Source organism: Methyloligella halotolerans, assembly GCF_001708935.1.
Taxonomy (GTDB): Bacteria; Pseudomonadota; Alphaproteobacteria; order Rhizobiales; family Methyloligellaceae; genus Methyloligella; species Methyloligella halotolerans.
Map to the genome: position 1 here is coordinate 1 of NZ_MASI01000011.1, position 18,136 is coordinate 18,136.

Sequence of the window (18,136 nt, forward strand, 5' to 3'; positions counted from 1 at the left end):
GCTGGATGACCCTGCTGGAAGGCGTCGAGCTGGATAAGTCCGATGTGGAGACCTACGGCGAAGAGATGGCGCTGGAGCTCGCCGGCGTGCGCTCCTCGCTGAAGAAGCTGCGCAGCTTCCCGGCTCTGAAGGAGCGCGAGGCGCAAGGGCTCGTCTCCCTGCACGGGCTGCACCTCGATATTGGAGATAATAAGCTCGTCCAGCTTGACACTGCGAATGGCTGCTTCGTGCCGATTGTCGAGGATGTGGCAAGCGTGCCAGGGTAAATCGCTCGAAGCGAGTCGTCACTTAGTTCGGTGTGTTCGACAAGAAGAGTTGGCCACTCAGAGCTCCTTCAGACGCTAAGAAGCATGGTGTATGTAGTAACGCAGCAGAAGGCAACGAAGCTAGCGGATAATTGTAACGCGGCGAGGTCGTTTTCATTCGGTGGAGAGGGCGAGAACTTCCCGCCTAACGCCAGAACCTGCTTCCGGTAGGGGTGACACCAGTCCACGCAACGAGGCGAGGGTGAATTCATAGAACAACTAATCGTCCAACCTTTCGTGTTAGAAGATGCAAATAGAAATACACCGGATTTATGAAAGGCCGCTTCCTTCTGGCTATCGAGTGTTAGTGGACCGATTGTGGCCTCGTGGAATCTCGAAAAAGGACGTTGATCTCGATGCTCACTGGACAGACTGTGCCCCTTCGGATGGGCTGCGGAAGTGGTTTTCCCACGATCCGGTGAAATGGGCCGATTTCAGGAAGAAATACTTGCATGAGCTCAGTCAGAATCGAGAGCGCGTGAGAGTGTTGCTAGAGGGTGTAGGGAAAGACAAACTTGTACTTCTGTATGGGGCCAAGGACGAGGCCCATACCCACGCAAGGGTGCTAAAAGAGTACCTGGAGAAGCTGAAATAGAATCGCGGGGTGTGTCGGCGTCGCCTCAGTCATTCCTGGACGACGTGCCGCAAGCCTTCCAAGGCAATATCTAGGGAGTCATCGTCACTTTGAGCGGAACAAACGGCGTAGACGGGGTAGAAAAAGCTCGGAGCGCCGGGCACAAGATGCAGCCGGCCGGAGCGGAGATGTGTCTCGACCATCCTCTTGCGGAAATATCCGCAGCCACCGCCCTGGACGATGTAGTTCAGACCGAGCAGGCCCAATCCCCCCACGACGATTGGTGGGTTGCTGATCTCGGGGAACGCCATCGCGTGTTGCTTCGCGAATTCCGGGCCCCAATCGACATAGACATATTTCTCAGGTTCGCAGTCACGCATGTCCGGATCGGAGCTGACCAGGACGAGTTTTTCTTCCAGAAGCAACTCAACTCTGACGCCCGGTCGATATTGTGGTGCATACATGATGGCGAGATCGAGCACGCCGGCCGTAACCTGCTCCATCAGCGACTCTGGAAGATCTACCTGGATGCGTAGCGCTATCTCCGGAGCCGTATGACGCATCCAGTGCAGCCACTCAAGCATCCATGGATGCCATAGGATCAGCTCGCCACCGACTGCGAGAGATGCGCGGTGACCTTCGGGAATAGCCACCTGGTGGCGAGCTCGCTCCCAGAGTTGAAGAAATGTCGGAGCGTAGCGTAGGAATTGTTGTCCTTCCGGGGTCAAGGATGCCCCGCTCTTGTTGCGCACGAACATCCGCTTTCCGAGCTTCTCTTCCAAGGACCGAATGCGCGCGCTTACCGTCGTTTGACTAACGTTCAGTTGCTCGGCGGCACGTATAAAACTTTGGGTGCGCACGATCTCTAGAAAAGTGCGTGCTAGCTCGATGTCCAAAGAATGTCCCCTCAACTGGAATGATGCAGAATTATTGCACTCAACGATTGATTATATTCGCTTGTCTGAAGCAAGAGAATCCTCACAATAGGTTCCGTCATCGCCCGTGCCGAAAGGCGACAATCAGCGTTTGCGAAGATGCGACAGAGCCGACTTTCCTCACCTCCGTGCTTCTTGGAACTGTTCGACTCCTCCGACGAGGAGGAGCAGCCGCCTTATCATCTGCAGCGGTGGAGACAGATACAACGCCATCGGTTGATCGACGAGCGGCTCTCTCTGAGCCCGGAGATCCGAGGCTTCTACGCGCGACAGATCATAGAGAAGCTCAACCAATTTCTGCCGATAGTGAAGGATCTGACGGTTAGCGGCTATTGGCCGTGCAAGGGTGAGCCGGATCTTCGCCCTTGGTTGAAGTCCCTGCATAGGGGAGCTGGCCGCGCGGCCCTTCCTGTCGTCGTGGCAAAGAACAAGCCGCTCGATTTCCGAGCATGGCGGGACGGTGATCCGCTCGAACGTGGCGTTTGGAATATTCTTCATCCCGCTCAAGGATCCGACGTTCTCCCTGACGTCATTATCGCGCCGCTGGTGGGGTTTGATACGTCGGGCTATCGACTGGGTTACGGCGGCGGATATTTCGATCGGACATTGGCTGCGTTGGAGAACCGGCCCGTGATCGTAGGGGTAGGTTATGGAGAATCGAAACTCCGGACGATCCATCCGCAGGCCTACGATATCCCGATGGATGTCGTCATTACGCAAACCGAGATACTGACGTTTGATCGTTGATGCACCGCGATCTTTCCGCGGGCCATCGCAAGATGATGCAAGAAAATTGCTTTAAAGAACGAATTATATTCGTTTGCATGAACGGATCTCGGGCGCAACAGTGCTCCGGGCGGCCGGTCAGGTGCAGGCCCGCTGGGCCTTTTCTATCGATGGGTTGCAATGAGCGCGTTAGATTTTCAGAGTCTTGGACTTTCGGAACAGCAGTGGAGCCGCATCAAGGAATTGGCCAACAGCCTGAGCCCTGAGCAGGCTCTATGGCTGAGCGGCTATTTCGCGGGGATGGACTATCGGCTTAGAGAGGCCGGAAGTTCCGGCCAACTGCCTTCCGGGAAGAGTATCGGTAAGGGTGCCGACGGCGAAGTCGCGGCGAGGCCCATCTCAATACTTTTCGGCAGCGAGACGGGCAATAGTCGCGAACTTGCATCCGCGCTTGCGAGCGGGTTGCGAGTAGAGGGGTGTGATATCTCCTTGCAAGCCATGGGGGATTACAAGCCGCGCGAGCTCAAGAGCGAACATGATGTGTTGATCGTTACGAGCACCCATGGTGAGGGTGACCCTCCCGCGACGGCGCTCGACTTCTTTGAATTCCTGGAGAGCAAGAAGGCGCCTGAGCTCCCCCATCTTCGCTATTCGGTTCTGGCTCTTGGGGATTCCACCTACGAGCAATTTTGTGAAGCAGGCAAGCGGCTTGATCGTCGCCTCGAACAGCTTGGTGCAGAGCGTCTTGTCAATCGCGTCGACTGCGACGTCGATTACGAGGATACCGCTGCCGACTGGATCAGAACGGTCACGGAAAGGCTCAAAGAGTCGAACGACCGCGCCCAGCTCGGTGACGGGGCGGCGGACGACATCTCGTCTCTTAACCCAGCGTCCGCCGCCATATTCGATCAGTCCAATCCATTCGAAGCGAGTGTGATCGATAATTTCGTATTAACGGGGCGTGGCTCGAGCAAGGAGACTCGGCATGTTGAGCTCTCCGTCGAGGGGTCAGGATTAGGGTTCGAACCTGGCGATGCGCTCGGAATCTACGCCCGCAACGATCCTCGATTGGTGGAGAAGATACTCGAGAGCCTCGAAATGGCGGCCGACGCCGAGATCGTAATTGACGGCGAACCGCGTCGCCTGGATGTCGCCTTGTCCGAAAGCTTCGAGCTCACGTCTGGAACCACCCGCTTCATCAACAAATGGGCCGAGCTTACGGAGGCGGAAGAGCTCGACGCCTTGCGCGGTAAAGAGCAAGCTTCGGAGCGTGCGGCGTTTCTGGAGCGCAACCACATTATTGATATCGTCAGTCGGTTTCCGGCCAAGGGTATCAATCCGAACGAGTTCATCGCGGGTTTGCGCCAAATGCGTCCGCGCCTCTATTCCATTGCTTCGAGCTCTGCCTTCGCACCAGATGAGGTGCATCTGACTGTTGCCACTGTGAGATATCCGCTGAACGGAGAGGAGCGCAGCGGTATCGCGACGGGCCACATAGCGGATTTTTGTGAGACGGAAGCCATGCTTCCGGTCTACATCCAGCCCAACCCCCGCTTTCGGTTGGCGGCGGATGACACGCCGATACTCATGGTGGGAGCTGGCACGGGCGTCGCGCCGTTCCGTGCGTTCATGCAGGAACGGGAGGTGCGCGGAACCTCGGGACGTTCTTGGCTCGTCTTCGGCGAGCGAAACTTCCATACCGATTTCCTCTATCAGACCGAATGGCAGCAATGGCTTAGGGACCGACGTCTGAACCAGATGGATGTCGCCTTTTCACGAGACCAATCGGCCAAGGCGTATGTTCAACATCGCCTGGCGGAAAGGTCTCGGGACGTTCTCGCCTGGCTCGAAGAGGGTGCGACCCTCTACGTTTGCGGGGGACGAAATCTCGCTCCGGCCATTCACGCGACGCTTACCCAAATCCTGAAGCAGGAGGGCGGACACAGCGACGTGTCGGCGGCCGAGTATCTCGGCGCGATGCAGAGCGACAGCCGCTATCAGATTGATGTCTACTAGCTCCGCAGGCTCCACTCGGTCGGATCGTAGCGCCGACCTCTCTCAGCCTCTGGAAAAGCTGCACCCCGACGAGACGCTGAAGTCGGCGAGCGATCAACTTAGAGGAAGCATTGCGGAGGGGCTCGTCGATCCGCTTACCGCCGCAGTTCCCGGCGAAGATCCCAAGCTCATGAAGTTTCATGGGCTCTATCTTCAGGATGATCGGGATATTCGGGATGAGCGCAGGCGCCAGCGATTGGAGCCGGCCTTCTCCTTTATGGCCCGCGTGCGCCTTCCGGGCGGAGTCTGCAGTCCATCCCAATGGCTCAAGCTCGACAAATTAGCTCGCGACTACGGTGGAGAGAGCCTGCGTCTGACCACCCGACAGACCTTTCAGTTTCACCGCGTTCAGAAGCGGAATCTGCCTTCGCTGATGAAGGGGCTAGACGAGGTTCTGCTCGACACCAAAGCGGCGTGTGGAGACGATTGCCGCGGCGTGATGTGCTCGGTCAATCCCTCTTTGTCCGACCTTCATGCGCAGGTATACGCGATTGCGAAGGACGCGAGCGATTGGGCCATTCCCAAGACTGGAGCGTATCGAGAGATCTGGTTCGGAGAGGAACGGCGGTCTCCGTATGGGCCGGAGGAGCCGCTCTACGGAAAGACCTATCTGCCTCGCAAGTTCAAGATTGGTTTCGTCCTGCCACCGACCAACGACATCGACGTTTACGCTCAGGATCTCGGGTTTATCGCTATCGTCGAGAAGGGCAAGCTGGTCGGCTTCAACGTCGCTATTGGCGGCGGCATGGGACGGATCGACCGCAATCCGAACTCATATCCTCGTCTTGCTGACGTCATCGGCTTTGTGGAGGTCGAGGACGTTCTCCCCATGATCGAAGCCGTTATGTCGACCCAGCGAGATTACGGCAATCGTGCCGATCGCGCTCGCGCCCGCTTCAAGTACACCATCGACGACAAAGGGCTGCAATGGATCAAATCCGAGATTGAAGCCCGCCTCGGCTTCGATCTGGCGCCGGCTCATCCCTTCATCTTCACCTCCAACGGTGACGTTCTGGGCTGGCAGAATGGGAGTGATGGGTTCCATCACTTCACGCTCTTCATTCAGAGTGGCAGGCTCATCAATCGAGAGGAGACGAAGCTTCTAGACAGTGTCCGAGAGATCGCGGAAGTCCATACGGGAGAGTTCCGGGTCACGCCGAACCAGAACCTGATCATAGCGAAGGTTTCTGAAGGTGAGCTGGATGAAATCGAACGCTTGCTTGAAGCGAATGGGCTTTCCAACCTGAACCGTGGAAGCGGACTGCGGTTGAACTCCATGGCTTGCGTGGCGCTACCGACTTGCGGTTTAGCATGGCGGAAGCAGAACGCTACCTACCGACGCTCATTCCAAAGATTGAGTCCATTCTCGATGATCACGGTCTCTATGACGAGCCTATCACGCTCCGTATGACCGGTTGTCCGAATGGCTGTGCGCGGCCTTACATTTCCGATATCGGTCTCACAGGCCGGGCTCCCGGAAAATACAACCTCTATCTCGGCGGAGGATTCCACGGGCAGCGCCTCAATCGTTTGGTGCTGGAGAATGTCGGAGAGGAGGCCATTCTCGAAAAGCTCGCAAGCGTCATTGCTCATTATGCCTCCGAGCGGGAAGCATCGGAGCATCTCGGCGACTTCGTGGTACGTGCCGGCTATCTTTCGGAACAATGAATCGGAGCGGACACTTCGCGCCGGCAAGAGTGAAAGGAGATTCATGTCATTAGAGTTGGGACAAATCGCACCGGACTTCGAACAGCAAAGCACGGAGGGCCGGATCCGTTTCCATGAGTGGCTGGGAGATTCCTGGGGACTCTTCTTTAGTCATCCCAAAAACTTTACGCCGGTCTGCACCACGGAACTGGCCGAGGTCGCGCGTTTGAAACCCGAGTGGGATAAGCGAAACGTCAAGCCGATCGGGCTGTCTGTCGATCTGCTCGACAGTCACGCGACCTGGGAGCAGGATATTTCAGAAACGCAGGGGCACGCCCTCAATTTTCCACTTCTGGCCGACGCAGATAAGAGCGTGGCCTCGCTATACGGGATGATCCACCCGGAGGCCGATCCCGCCGTGACCGTCAGGGCGGTCTTTCTCATCGACCCCGCGAAGCGCATTCGGTTGGTGCTCGTCTATCCACCAAGTGCAGGGCGAAATTTTGCTGAGATCATTCGCGCCATCGACAGCATCCAGCTCAGCGACAAGTCGAAAGTGGCGACCCCGGTAAATTGGGAGCCGGGAGACTCCGTAATCGTCTCGCCAGCGCTTACCGATGAACAGGCGAAAGAATTGTTCCCGCAGGGCTGGCGAGCGTTGAGACCTTATCTCCGTATGGTCGATCTGCCGGATTGATCTCATCGATAGGAAACGCCATGAAGCGCAATCTCAAGCCTGAAACTGTCGCTGCCGGCAATGGTATTGCTACTGACGAGACTTATGGTGCCGTCACGCCTCCAATATACCTGTCGAGCACGTTTGCGTTCGAAGGCTTCGAGAGAAGTGGGCCCTACGATTACTCACGGACCGCAAATCCTAGCCGTGCCCTGCTGGCCGATACGATCGCTCGACTGGAAGGAGGGAGTGGAGCGATCATTACCTGCTCTGGAATGTCTGCAGTCGACCTGCTTCTCAGTCGCCTTTCGGCAGATGAGCTTGTCGTCGCACCGCACGATTGTTACGGCGGCACCTATCGCCTTCTGGCCAATAGAAGTGAGCGAGGGCATTTCTCCGTCAGCTTCGTAAATCAGGCCGATGAGACAGCTCTGGCGGCTGCGATGGAGCAGTATCCAGCGTTGGTCCTGATAGAGACTCCGAGCAATCCCCTGATGAGGGTCGTGGACATTGAACGGATCTCGAAGCGGGCAAAAGACGTCGGTGCCAAGGTAGCTGTCGACAACACGTTTCTCACACCAGCGCTACAACGTCCTCTTTCTCTCGGGGCCGACTATGTCATTCACTCCACAACAAAATACTTGAATGGTCATTCCGATGTCGTCGGTGGGGCGCTGGTCTGTGCTGAGGCTAGCGAGGTCGAAGAATTCGCTTCCTGGGCGAACATCACGGGCGTTACAGGCGCACCCTTTGATTCCTATCTAACGCTTCGAGGAGTTCGGACATTGTTCCCAAGAATGGGTCGGCAACAGTCGAACGCCAAACACATAGCCAGCTACTTAAACAAGCATCCCCAGGTCTCGGTGGTTCACTATCCGGGCCTGCCGGATCATCCCGGACACAGGATCGCGGGACGTCAGCAAAGCGGGTTCGGAGCCATGCTGAGCTTTGAGCTGAAGGGAGGAGTCGCTGCCGTTCGACCATTCGTCGAGGCCCTTTCAGTTTTCACTTTAGCGGAATCTCTTGGTGGCGTGGAGAGCTTGGCCGCGCATCCTGCGAGCATGACGCATCTCGGCATGGGTGCGTCGGCGCGCGAGGCGGCCGGGATCGGCGATGGCCTTCTCCGCCTATCCATAGGGGTCGAAGCCGTTAATGATTTGATCACAGATCTCGAAGAAGGCTTCGGCGCAATCCAAGATCGGACAGCAGCTTGAGGAGAAGCTCGATCGCATCGTTCGCGAGGCACTCATCTAATAGGGAGGCGTGAGATCTTCCGGTGACATCGGATAGAACGTGTACCGGAAGAAGATTAGTGTGATCAGGAGCAGGTAGAGAGCGCCTCCGTTTAGCCACAATACCAAGGCGGCAAGGAAAAGCTGAAGCCGTCGGCACCTTCGACACCGATCAAACGAATCGTTAGGATCGCTAGGGATTGGGCTGCGACAACGCTAACGAGCCATCCCCCATTTAAACCATCGGTCAGTGCTGGCTTCTTTGGAATGACCGTGAGTAGTGCGAAGAGGCCGTAGGTTACCAGCAGCCAGAGAGCTGCGGCTACCGCCCAAATTACGCTGGCCAGGCTCGGCGCGTCCGCCTGAATAAGCAACTGGCTGCCGAACATGGCCGACGCGGCTACTAGAGTGAAGATGCCAACGCCGCGAGTGTGACTTTTGAGATCGGCCATGAAGGCGCCTGGGCGAAGTAGCGCCCGGGCTAGTGTCAGAAAGATCAATGAGCCGAAGAAGACCGCATTTAGCCACAAAAGCAGAATCGGCAAAGACCGACACTTGGTGCAGATGCGTGGAGCGCGACAATGCCGGTGGCCATGACAAGCGCGAAATAAGCCAGATGGAGCGTCTCCAACTTGTCGGGATCAGCTCGCTGAATTCCAGCGCAAAAGAACTTCACCTGTCGAATGCCGGTGCTTCAAATTACGCCAAGGAAGCTCATTGCGTCGGCGACACGCACAAAGCCCGCGATATTGGCGCCGAGGACGTAGTCGCCAGGGGCGCCATATTCATCGGCCGTGGCCGCACAACTGTCGTGGATGTTCCGCATGATCGAGGCCAGCCGCATCTCCGTCTGCTCGAAGGACCAGCTGTCGCGCGAAGCGTTCTGCTGCATTTCAAGAGCCGACGTGGCGACGCCGCCGGCATTTGCCGCCTTTCCCGGACCGAAGAGTACGTCGGCCTCCTTGAAGAGTCGGATCGCTTCGGGCGTACACGGCATATTGGCCCCTTCGCCCACGGCGATGACCCCATTCTCGATGAGCATCTTGGCATCTTTACCGCTAAGTTCGTTTTGGGTTGCGGAGGGCATGGCGACATCGCAAGGCACCTCCCAGATTGAGCCGCCGGCAATGTAGTCGACATGGTCGCCTCTCAGGCGTGCATATTCAGAGATGCGTTCGCGACGGCTCTCCTTGATCTTCTTGAGCAGCGTGAGGTCGATTCCCTTCGCGTCCAGGACGTAGCCGCCGGAGTCCGAGCAGGCAACGACCGTTCCCCCTAGCGATTCGACCTTCTCGATGGTGTAAATGGCGACGTTGCCGGAGCCAGAGACGACCACGCGTTTGCCGTCGAAGTTGTCGTTCTTCGTGGCCAGCATCGACTGAACGAAATACGTATTGCCGTAGCCGGTGGCCTCGGTCCGCGCCCGCGAGCCTCCAAAAGATAGCCCCTTGCCCGTTAGGACCCCTGCCTCGTAGCGATTGGTGAGCCGCTTATATTGACCAAACATGTAACCAATCTCACGTCCGCCCACTCCAATATCGCCCGCCGGCACATCTGTCTTGTCCCCGATATGGCGGGAGAGTTCAGTCATATATGACTGGCAGAACCGCATGACTTCGGAGTCCGAGCGACCTCTCGGAGAGAAATCGGATCCCCCTTTACCGCCGCCGATTGGTAAGCCCGTCAGGGCATTCTTGAAGATTTGTTCGAAGCCAAGAAACTTGATGATCCCGAGATTGACGGAAGGGTGGAAGCGAATCCCTCCCTTGTACGGGCCGAGGGCAGAGTTAAACTGAACGCGAAAGCCACGGTTAATGTGGACTTGACCCTGGTCGTCCGTCCAAGGAACTCGAAAAATGATCTGACGTTCAGGCTCGCAGATCCGCTCGATCAAGGCATGGTTGGCGTATTCGGGATGTTTGGCGACTACCCGTCCCAGGCTCTCAAGTACCTCGCGAACCGCTTGAAGAAATTCCGGCTCTCCGGCATTCCTGCGACAGACCTCGTCAAAAATGGGTTCGAGCTTTTCGTCGAGACTAGGCATCGATCTCCTCTGATGAGAATGCGTAATTTCTAGGCAGGATGTAAACAGTAGTACCGCAATGCACGGGCAGCTTGCAGCTAGAAATGCCCAAAAAATAAGCGCGACTGTCAAAAAATGTTTAGAGGGGGAAGGGATGTTGTCCGAAGCGATGAGCGTAAATGTCCGGCGGCCAAACCGCCGCATCCCGTAGGTGGCCTTGCATAGCCTCTGCGATCCATGAGCGCTCTGGCGCTGTCACCCCGGTAGCGATGCTCGCTGCGTAGTAGATAGGCTTATTGTAGCCTTCAGGCCGGGCTCATTATCGGCAATTTCGAGCTGGGCGTCGTGAAGCTTCGCAATAGCTGCACTGAGGGGTATTCCCATCCCATGCCCCGCCACGCCAAGTGTGGCTTCTGGTCGGAAAAAAGGCGTAAAGACCTGTTCTCGATCATCTGAGGTCATTCCCGGTCCATCATCTGCGATGACAATAATCCAACCAGTCCGGTTGCCATTCTCTGTGAGAGAAATGGTGATGGTTGTGCCCGCCGGGCAATACCGGATGGCGTTCTCGATGAGGTTGCTGAGCATTTGGAACAAGAGTTCTGGCTCGCCTAAAATACTCCCATCGCCTGCTGTCAGTTCTTTGTTGAGAATCTGCCCAGCATCCTGGATGACGGGCTCGTAGACATCCATGAGCTTGTTCACTAGGCCTTTGAGGCTCGTCTTCATGAACCGTGAGCGCAAATGACCTGCTTCGATCTGTTTTATGTCGAGCATGGAATCGACCATGCCCAGCATAGAGTCGATCTCGCGAACCGATGTTTCCAATATACTCATAATATTCTCGTCCCCGCGGTTGCTTGCGTGCTCCAGCTGACTGCGCAATCGAATCAAAGGATGTTTCAGCGTATGGGCGATTTCTGCCGATGAATTGTTGAGGTTTTGGATCAGCAACTGCATCCGATCGAGCATGACGTTAATCTCGGCCATTGTCCTGCCGAGTCCGGTGCTCGATGTGGTGATCGGGATGCGTGCTCCTAAGTCGCCCGCCGCGACATGAGTGAGCGTCGATGTGATTCGGTTCAGATGTCTGTTGTAACGGGAATAGAGATAAAGAGCGGCTAGCACACCAGCTGAGCCAAGGATCCCAAGCAAAAGCGCGATGGCAAGGGCAGACGTGTGCAGCAACACCGAGATGCTGGTACATAGGTTTTTCATAATTGCCTTCGCTTATTCACCACTATCGACGCAATAGCCGCTACCGCGAACTGTGCGGATCAGTGGAGAAAAGGGGTCTCGATCCACCTTGGCCCGCAATCGAGAGATGTGAGTCTCTATGACGCTCGTCTTTGGTTCGAACCGAAGACCCCAGACTCTCTCCAGCAGCATCGTCCTCGTCACGACACGCCCCTTGTTCTGTAAAAGCACCTCAAGAAGGGCGAACTCACGCGGTAGGAGGTCAATCCGACTGGTTTGTCGTGTGACGCTGCGCGTGGCTGTATTCAACTCGAGATCTCCGGCTCTAAGTACATCATCTTCGGCACGCATCGGGGGACGGCGTGCGAGTGCATTGACCCGAGCGAGAAGCTCGGAGATCGCAAACGGCTTCACGAGGTAGTCATCTCCTCCGACTTCGAGCCCCTGCACGCGATCATTGATGCTGCTTAGAGCGGTCAAAAAGAGAATGGGACAGACGATCTGACTACTGCGGAGCGATTTGGCGACTGAGAGACCATCGAGGCCGGGCAGCATTCTATCTAAAATGATGAGGTCGTATTCTTCCTGGATTCCCAACACCAGGCCATCTCGACCATTCGCGATCAGGTCTACCGAGTGCCGGGCTTGACTCAGTCCATCGATAATGAGCGATGCTGCTTCTTCGTCATCTTCGACAACCAGGATACGCATCTCTGTTCCTTAGTAAGCCGAGGCTTCGTTCCGGGTAGGATTTGCTTCCAGTCACCTGGCCCGTCTCGACCGCGGAAGTGGATCATTACAGAATTTGTAAGCTTTATGAGAGCAGAGCCCAAGGTTCGATTGCTAGCATGTGATGGTGGCTATCTTCTGAAAGCGCTCAGCCGGCCCACACGGATCGATGATTTTTACTGCCACACATCATGGATCGAGGGCTGAATGTGAACGGAAGTGTTTATTCCTCACCTTGTCCGGCGCGATTTCGGACGCTCGGTTTGCCCGATGTCAGGCAATCGACATCGGGCAGACCTTTTTGCCGATATAGGCGTCGTGACCGAAGGCCTCACCCTCGGGCGAGGCGTTCCAGGTCTTGTTCCAATGCCTCGTGCAGCGCCTTGAGATCCATGGGCGCTAATGAAGGAGCGTCTCGTTTGGGGCAGAGTCGCGCTGTTCGGCCTTGGCTTCGGCGATGGCGGCGAGCTGTTCTGCATCTTTTACGGCCTTCGTCACGAGCTTCAGGGCGGCCTCGACATTGGTAGCGAATACGGCGAGCGTCATCGCTCGGACCAGAGCTGTCTGGCAGGGGCGGGGCTCGGTGCCGGTGAGCGTGCGGATATAACGGGCCGCTTCTGCGATCAAGGAGAGCAGGTGCCCTTTGGCAGCTTGGCGATCGATGGCGTCGCGTTCGATGAGAGAGGCAATCCGGGCCTCCAATTCAGCGCGTTGCTTCTCTAGATCCATGATTTCAGAATAGCACAACAAGTAATCATTGGAACTTATATTATATTGACGAAGTGACGATGCTTATATTATTGCAGTTATTGCGGTATTATTCTGCCGTGCACAGCCCCCGCCTTGGCGGGGGTCTTTTTGTGAGTGCCGCGCGTTTGAGCAATCACGTAGCGTTGCCACGCTGAAGTATACGGCTTAACGCCGTAGACTCGATCTCGTGAAACGTATCGCCGTCCTGTTGGTGCTGGGCCTCGCCGGGGCGGCGGTGGCATGGGCGCAGGACTGGGGCAGCTTCACGACGATCTCGAGCACGCTCGGCGTGAATGCAAACAGGCTCTGCATCGGGGAGGGGAGCCGGCCCACGGATATCGGCTGTCCCAGCTATACCCCAACCGTCGACGCCACGGGTCTTCTGAGGACGGGCAATGTCTCGGTGACCGGGAACGTCTCGGCGACGGGCACAATCTCGGCCGACAGGTTCGTCGGCGACGGTTCGGAGCTCACCGGCGTGATCGCCGCTTCCGGCGACCGCATCACCTCGGGCACGACCGGCATGGTCGCGATCTCCGAGACCGGCTATATCAGCATCACCACCGGCGGCGTGACGACCGGCTACTTCACCCCCGGCGGGGTCTTGGTGGCCAATGGGATCAGCGTTGCCACCGACCGGATGAGTGCGACGACCGGCTACTTCAGCGGCAAGGTCGGTATCGGCACCAAATCTCCCTCCGCCACGCTCCATGTCTCGGGCACCATCTCCGCCACCGACGCCATCCAGGTGGGGACGAGCGGCCTGGAATGCTCCAGCGCGGTGTCGGGGACCATCCGCTTCAGCCATGTCGGCGATACGTTGCAGGTCTGCACGGGAGAGGGCTGGAAGAGCCTGGTGAGCGGCACGATCGCCACCGCGCTTGCGGATTTGACCGATGTCGAGGTCTCGGGAAGCGTCGCCGGCAGCTATCTGCGCTTCGACGGCTCGAACTGGGTCACCAGCACGACCGAGGCGATCGAGATTCCGGCCACCGACCGCATCACCTCAGGCACCACCGCGATCATTGCGAACAGCGCCACCAGCTATGTGAGCCTCAGCAGCGGCGGCACCAGCTGGGGCTATCTGGGGCAGGGGGCCAGCTACCTGCCCAGGCTGACCATCGGCGCCGAGCTCGCCGCCGGCAAGGTGAGCAGCAGCAACATCTCCAGTACCTATGTCCAACTTTCCAGCGCCACGACAACGCTTAGCTGTAATGCGGGCGCGACCGGCACCATGCGCTACACCAGCGGCACGATGCAGGTCTGCGATGGCACCGACTGGAGCAATATCGGCATTGGCGTGCCGACCGGCACCATCGCGGCCTTCGCACGGAGCAGCTGCCCGACCGGATGGTCTGAGTACACGCCATCGCGCGGCCGGTTCCTGCGAGGAATCGATAACGGTGCGGGGAACGATCCGGATTGGCCTCGGTCGGCTGGATCGATTCAGGAGGATACGCTTCAGAATGTAGCGGGCGGCTTCAACCTAGGAAATGGAATGAGGGTCAATGGCGCGAGCGGGCCATTCAGTCTCTCAAACTCGACCAACAATGGTGGGCCGACAGCATCAAACGGCGGTTATCGCAGCGTGAATTTCGACCTTTCAGATGCAGCCCGCACAAGTTCCGAAACCCGCCCCAAGAACGTTGCCGTCACGTTCTGTCAATACAATGGCTATGGAAGCGAGATCGGATCGGCAGGCGTCGCAGCACTTGCCAGCCTCTCCGATGTCTCGGTGGGCGGTGCCACCAACGGCCAGGTACTCACCTATAGCGGAGGCACCTGGATCCCCAGCGATACCGCCGCCACCGTCTTGGCCATCGACGATCTCTCCGACGTCGAGACCTCCGGCGCATCGGCCGGCAGCTATCTGCGCTTCGACGGCTCGAACTGGGTCACCAGCACGACCGAGGCGATCGAGATTCCGGACACCGACCGCATCACCTCTGGCACCACCGCGATCATCGTCAACAGCGCTACCAGCTATGTGAGTTTCAGCAGCGGGGGCACCAGCTGGGGCTATCTGGGGCAGGGGGCCAGCTACCTGCCCAGGATGGCTATTGGCACGGACCTCACGGCCGACACGATCAGCGCCACGAACATCTCCGGCACCTACGTGCAGCTCTCGAGCGCGACCGCGGTGCTCACCTGCAATGCCGGCGCGACCGGCACCATGCGTTACACCAGCGGTACCATGCAGGTCTGCGATGGCTCCGACTGGAGGAATATCGGCATCGGCGTGCCGACGGGGATCATTGCTGCGTTCGCCCGTTCGAGCTGCCCGACCGGGTGGAGCGAATACACCCCGTCACGCGGTCGCTTCCTGCGGGGGATCGATAACGGCGCGGGGAACGATCCGGATGGCACCCGCGAACCCGGTGACACGCAGGGCGACGCCGCGCCGAATATTACCGGGAGCCTGGCTTCGGGTTCCGCCCGTCCGGTCTTCCTATCGGTGGGCGGTGCCTTCAAATCGCTGAACGGCGGTTCGGGCGGGTCATTCGAACCGGGTGGCAGCGGCACCCGGTATTCTACCGCAAACTTCGATGCATCGAAGTCAAGTTCCAAATACGGCGCCGCCGACGAAATCCGTCCCAAGAACGTTGCCGTCACCTTCTGCCAATATAACGGCTATGGAAGCGAGATCGGAACGGCGGGGGCTGCAGCACTTGCCAGTCTCTCCGATGTCTCTGTCGGTGGTGCCACCGACGGTCAGGTGCTCACCTATAGCGGTGGCACCTGGATCGCCAGCGATACAGCCGCCATTGTCTCCGCGTTGGACGACCTCACCGACGTCGATACCTCCGGCGCATCGATCGGCAGCTATCTGCGCTTCGACGGTTCCAGCTGGGTCATCAGCACGACCGATGCGGTTCAAATCCCGGACGCCGATCGCATAACCTCCGGCACCACCGCCATCATCGCCAACAGCGCCACGAGCTATGTGAGCCTCAGCAGCGGTGGCACCAGCTGGGGGTATCTGGGGCAGGGGGCCAGCTACCTGCCCAGGCTGACCGTGGGCGCCGATCTCACCGCCGGCAAGGTGAGCAGCACCAACATCTCCGGCACCTACGTGCAGCTCTCGAGCGCCACGACACCATTAGTCTGCGCGACAGGTGCGACCGGCACCATGCGTTACACCAGCGGCACGATGCAGGTCTGCGATGGCACCGACTGGAGCAATATCGGCATCGGCGTGCCGACAGGGACCATCGCGGCCTTCGCACGGAGCAGCTGCCCGACCGGGTGGTCTGAGTACACGCCATCGCGCGGCCGGTTCCTGCGAGGAATCGATAACGGTGCGGGGAACGATCCGGATGGCACCCGCCTACCCGGGAGTGTCCAAGCGGACGAGTTCAGAAGTCACAGGCACAATATGAGTTTCGAAGGAGGTGATGAGTTCAGCACCGTCACCGCATCTCCTGCCGGCCGACGAGCCGCAACCTCACCCGGTCCGCAGGTCCAACCTGCTGGTGGCGATGAAACCCGCCCCAAAAACGTCGCCGTCACCTTCTGCCGATACAATGGCTATGGGAGTCAGCTCTCCACCGGCGTGGCGACCCTCGCCAGCCTTAGCGACGTGAACATCGGCGGGGCCATAGCGGGGCAAGCGCTGGTGTTCGACGGCGCAAGCTGGGTGCCCAGCGCCACGACAGGTGGAAGCGGTGGCGCAAGTGGGAACGATACCGAAGTCCAGTTCAACGACGGCGGGAGCACATTAGGAGGCGACAGTACCTTCACCTACGACAAGAACGCTGGCTTGCTGACTGTAGGCACCGTCAGCACCGCCCTTGTGTCCGGAACCACGCTGTACATCGCGGGTAACATACGCTACGGCGGCCAGCTGACTGATGCGTCGGATAAGCGCCTGAAGACGGATATCAAGCCCCTAGAACGACGCTCGCTGGATAAACTGCTCAAGCTACGACCGGTGAGCTTCCGCATGAATGGAGAGGGGACCTCTATTGAGTTGGGCTTCATCGCTCAGGATGTACAGCCGGTGTTTCCCGACTTGGTGGCTACTGAGGCGGATGAAGTTGGTACCAAGAGCCTCAACTATATCGGCCTTATCGCGCCGATCGTGAAGGCTATTCAGGAATTGCGGGAGTGGGTTCTGACAATCGTGGCAGACCTGCGAATCGAAGACCGAAAACTCCGTGCCGAACATCAAGACCTTCGCGAGCAGATTGAGACGCTTCGAGTAGAGTTGAAGGCGGCGAAGGAGAATATCGACGCTCTGCGATTTCGTATCAATGCCGCACGGTGTGCCAGTGCAGCGGGCCATTGAGAGCCTTCTGCGAGACGCTCTATCCAATCCCAATAATGCAGCACGGAGAATCGCACGTCCTGCTGGTCGGTTAAGCTCCGCTGCGTTGACGCGGTGGGTTTGCAACCTACTTCTGCTTTGGGGCTCGAGTAGTCGTAGCAAGTTTCTCCACCAAGTGGAGGATGGCTCGTCGTTGATCGGCTCGCTGAATTTTTGCGAAGGCCTGCACCAGCCGTAGGGTCTTCGCATCGGAAATGAGGTTTGAGGCGACTACGGCATTATCATCGTTGGCTTGGTTCTCAAGACCCTCAAACAGCGATTGGATCGATGTCTCGAGTACCTCCGCTATCTGTTTCAATCGGCTTGCCCCGATACGGTTGGCTCCGCGCTCGTACTTTTGGATCTGTTGGAAGGTGACACCGATCTGATCACCAAGACGGATCTGGGAGATGCCCTTTGCAAGGCGGTGAAATCTGACGTTCCGGCCCACGACGACGTCAGTAAAATGCGGTGAGTCTTTGGGCATCGAATGAATGCGGCTTAAAAATTTGATGATGGAGTTGTAATGAGACTGTTTTTTGCCGCCACTAAGAGTCAATTTTTGGGCGCTATACACTGCGCCTGCACTCGGAGACGTGGCCGGTTGGTGGGCAGAACAACGTCGATGCTGTCGGAGAACCGTCAAATGGGCTGACGTCACTTAGGGCGATAACGTGGGCGCGCTCCTCGCCGAACTGGGTGGCTCCTCTTCGGTCTCGAGAGTTTGTCGAGACCTTCAGCTAGGATTTCAGAACATGTGAAGTGGCTCCGTCAGATCCAACGAGCGGCGGTGCAGTAGCGATCGCGTTCCGCCCATTCGATTTCACCGAATAGAGAGCACTGTCGGCTTCGGCAAATGCACCATCGGGGTTCTCAATCATCTCTGATGACCATGTTCCGATGCCGATGCTGCACGATAATTCGATTTCATCCTGACCGTAATGCAGCGGATCGGTTCGCAGAGCTTGTGCGATACGCATG

16 protein-coding genes and 1 pseudogene are annotated in these 18,136 nt (G+C 57.8%); 9 read left to right on the forward strand and 8 right to left on the reverse strand.

Annotated elements, in window-relative coordinates; translation table 11 throughout:
* A pseudogene (locus tag A7A08_RS16380) lies at positions 1-266 on the forward strand (carbonic anhydrase); the annotation flags it as partial.
* A 286-nt stretch (positions 267-552) separates the two neighbouring features.
* Positions 553-900 carry a DUF488 domain-containing protein gene (locus A7A08_RS14385; RefSeq protein WP_069096167.1) on the forward strand — a complete coding sequence of 116 codons (348 nt, stop codon included), beginning with the start codon at positions 553-555 and terminating at the stop codon, positions 898-900.
* 29 nt (positions 901-929) lie between these two features.
* Here A7A08_RS14385 and A7A08_RS14390 read toward each other — a convergent pair whose 3' ends face one another.
* Positions 930-1,775, reverse strand: coding sequence for a LysR family transcriptional regulator (locus A7A08_RS14390; RefSeq protein ID WP_069096168.1), 846 nt, complete (start codon positions 1,773-1,775; stop codon positions 930-932).
* 174 nt (positions 1,776-1,949) lie between these two features.
* On the opposite strand from A7A08_RS14390, the gene A7A08_RS14395 reads away from it, so the two are divergent.
* The 6 genes from A7A08_RS14395 to metB all read left to right on the forward strand — a co-directional run bounded on the left by A7A08_RS14395 (position 1,950) and on the right by metB (position 8,132).
* On the forward strand, positions 1,950-2,561 hold the full coding sequence (locus A7A08_RS14395) for a 5-formyltetrahydrofolate cyclo-ligase (RefSeq protein WP_069096169.1): 612 nt from the start codon (positions 1,950-1,952) through the stop codon (positions 2,559-2,561).
* Between the two features lie 159 nt (positions 2,562-2,720).
* On the forward strand, positions 2,721-4,556 hold the full coding sequence (locus A7A08_RS14400; RefSeq protein WP_069096170.1) for an assimilatory sulfite reductase (NADPH) flavoprotein subunit: 1,836 nt from the start codon (positions 2,721-2,723) through the stop codon (positions 4,554-4,556).
* Positions 4,546-6,006: an NADPH-dependent assimilatory sulfite reductase hemoprotein subunit gene (locus A7A08_RS14405; protein ID WP_425349037.1), complete on the forward strand. Its 1,461-nt coding sequence runs from the start codon at positions 4,546-4,548 to the stop codon at positions 6,004-6,006. The genes A7A08_RS14400 and A7A08_RS14405 overlap by 11 nt, the downstream gene beginning before the upstream one ends.
* On the forward strand, positions 6,003-6,263 hold the full coding sequence (locus A7A08_RS17675) for a hypothetical protein (RefSeq protein WP_425349038.1): 261 nt from the start codon (positions 6,003-6,005) through the stop codon (positions 6,261-6,263). The genes A7A08_RS14405 and A7A08_RS17675 overlap by 4 nt, the downstream gene beginning before the upstream one ends.
* A gap of 43 nt (positions 6,264-6,306) precedes the next feature.
* Complete coding sequence (locus tag A7A08_RS14410; protein ID WP_069096171.1) at positions 6,307-6,939, forward strand: peroxiredoxin; 633 nt, start codon at positions 6,307-6,309, stop codon at positions 6,937-6,939.
* A gap of 20 nt (positions 6,940-6,959) precedes the next feature.
* Entirely contained in the window at positions 6,960-8,132 is a 1,173-nt protein-coding gene (gene metB / locus A7A08_RS14415; protein ID WP_069096172.1) for a cystathionine gamma-synthase, read from the forward strand.
* Between the two features lie 131 nt (positions 8,133-8,263).
* Here metB and A7A08_RS14420 read toward each other — a convergent pair whose 3' ends face one another.
* From A7A08_RS14420 to A7A08_RS14440, 5 genes are all read right to left on the reverse strand, one after another.
* The gene (locus tag A7A08_RS14420; protein WP_169823018.1) at positions 8,264-8,695 is read right to left on the reverse strand and encodes an SLAC1 family transporter; all 432 of its coding nucleotides are present in this window, start codon (positions 8,693-8,695) and stop codon (positions 8,264-8,266) included.
* A gap of 149 nt (positions 8,696-8,844) precedes the next feature.
* A complete protein-coding gene (gene gdhA / locus A7A08_RS14425) occupies positions 8,845-10,194 on the reverse strand; it encodes an NADP-specific glutamate dehydrogenase (protein WP_069096174.1) in 1,350 nt (449 codons plus the stop codon).
* 234 nt (positions 10,195-10,428) lie between these two features.
* Entirely contained in the window at positions 10,429-11,391 is a 963-nt protein-coding gene (locus tag A7A08_RS14430; protein ID WP_069096175.1) for a sensor histidine kinase, read from the reverse strand.
* Between the two features lie 12 nt (positions 11,392-11,403).
* Entirely contained in the window at positions 11,404-12,081 is a 678-nt protein-coding gene (locus tag A7A08_RS14435) for a response regulator transcription factor (RefSeq protein WP_069096176.1), read from the reverse strand.
* A 417-nt stretch (positions 12,082-12,498) separates the two neighbouring features.
* Positions 12,499-12,801, reverse strand: coding sequence for a hypothetical protein (locus A7A08_RS14440; protein ID WP_069096177.1), 303 nt, complete (start codon positions 12,799-12,801; stop codon positions 12,499-12,501).
* A 235-nt stretch (positions 12,802-13,036) separates the two neighbouring features.
* Here A7A08_RS14440 and A7A08_RS14445 point away from each other — a divergent pair, with 235 nt between their 5' ends.
* Positions 13,037-17,137 (forward strand): tail fiber domain-containing protein, encoded by a 4,101-nt coding sequence (locus A7A08_RS14445; protein WP_069096178.1) that lies wholly within the window; start codon positions 13,037-13,039, stop codon positions 17,135-17,137.
* A gap of 106 nt (positions 17,138-17,243) precedes the next feature.
* On the opposite strand, the gene A7A08_RS14450 is transcribed toward A7A08_RS14445, so the two are convergent.
* Together A7A08_RS14450 and A7A08_RS17210 are read right to left on the reverse strand one after the other, a co-directional pair.
* Complete coding sequence (locus A7A08_RS14450) at positions 17,244-17,732, reverse strand: helix-turn-helix domain-containing protein (RefSeq protein WP_245290958.1); 489 nt, start codon at positions 17,730-17,732, stop codon at positions 17,244-17,246.
* 163 nt (positions 17,733-17,895) lie between these two features.
* Positions 17,896-18,135 carry a GGDEF domain-containing protein gene (locus A7A08_RS17210; protein ID WP_083226827.1) on the reverse strand — a complete coding sequence of 80 codons (240 nt, stop codon included), beginning with the start codon at positions 18,133-18,135 and terminating at the stop codon, positions 17,896-17,898.
* Position 18,136 lies beyond the last annotated feature (1 nt).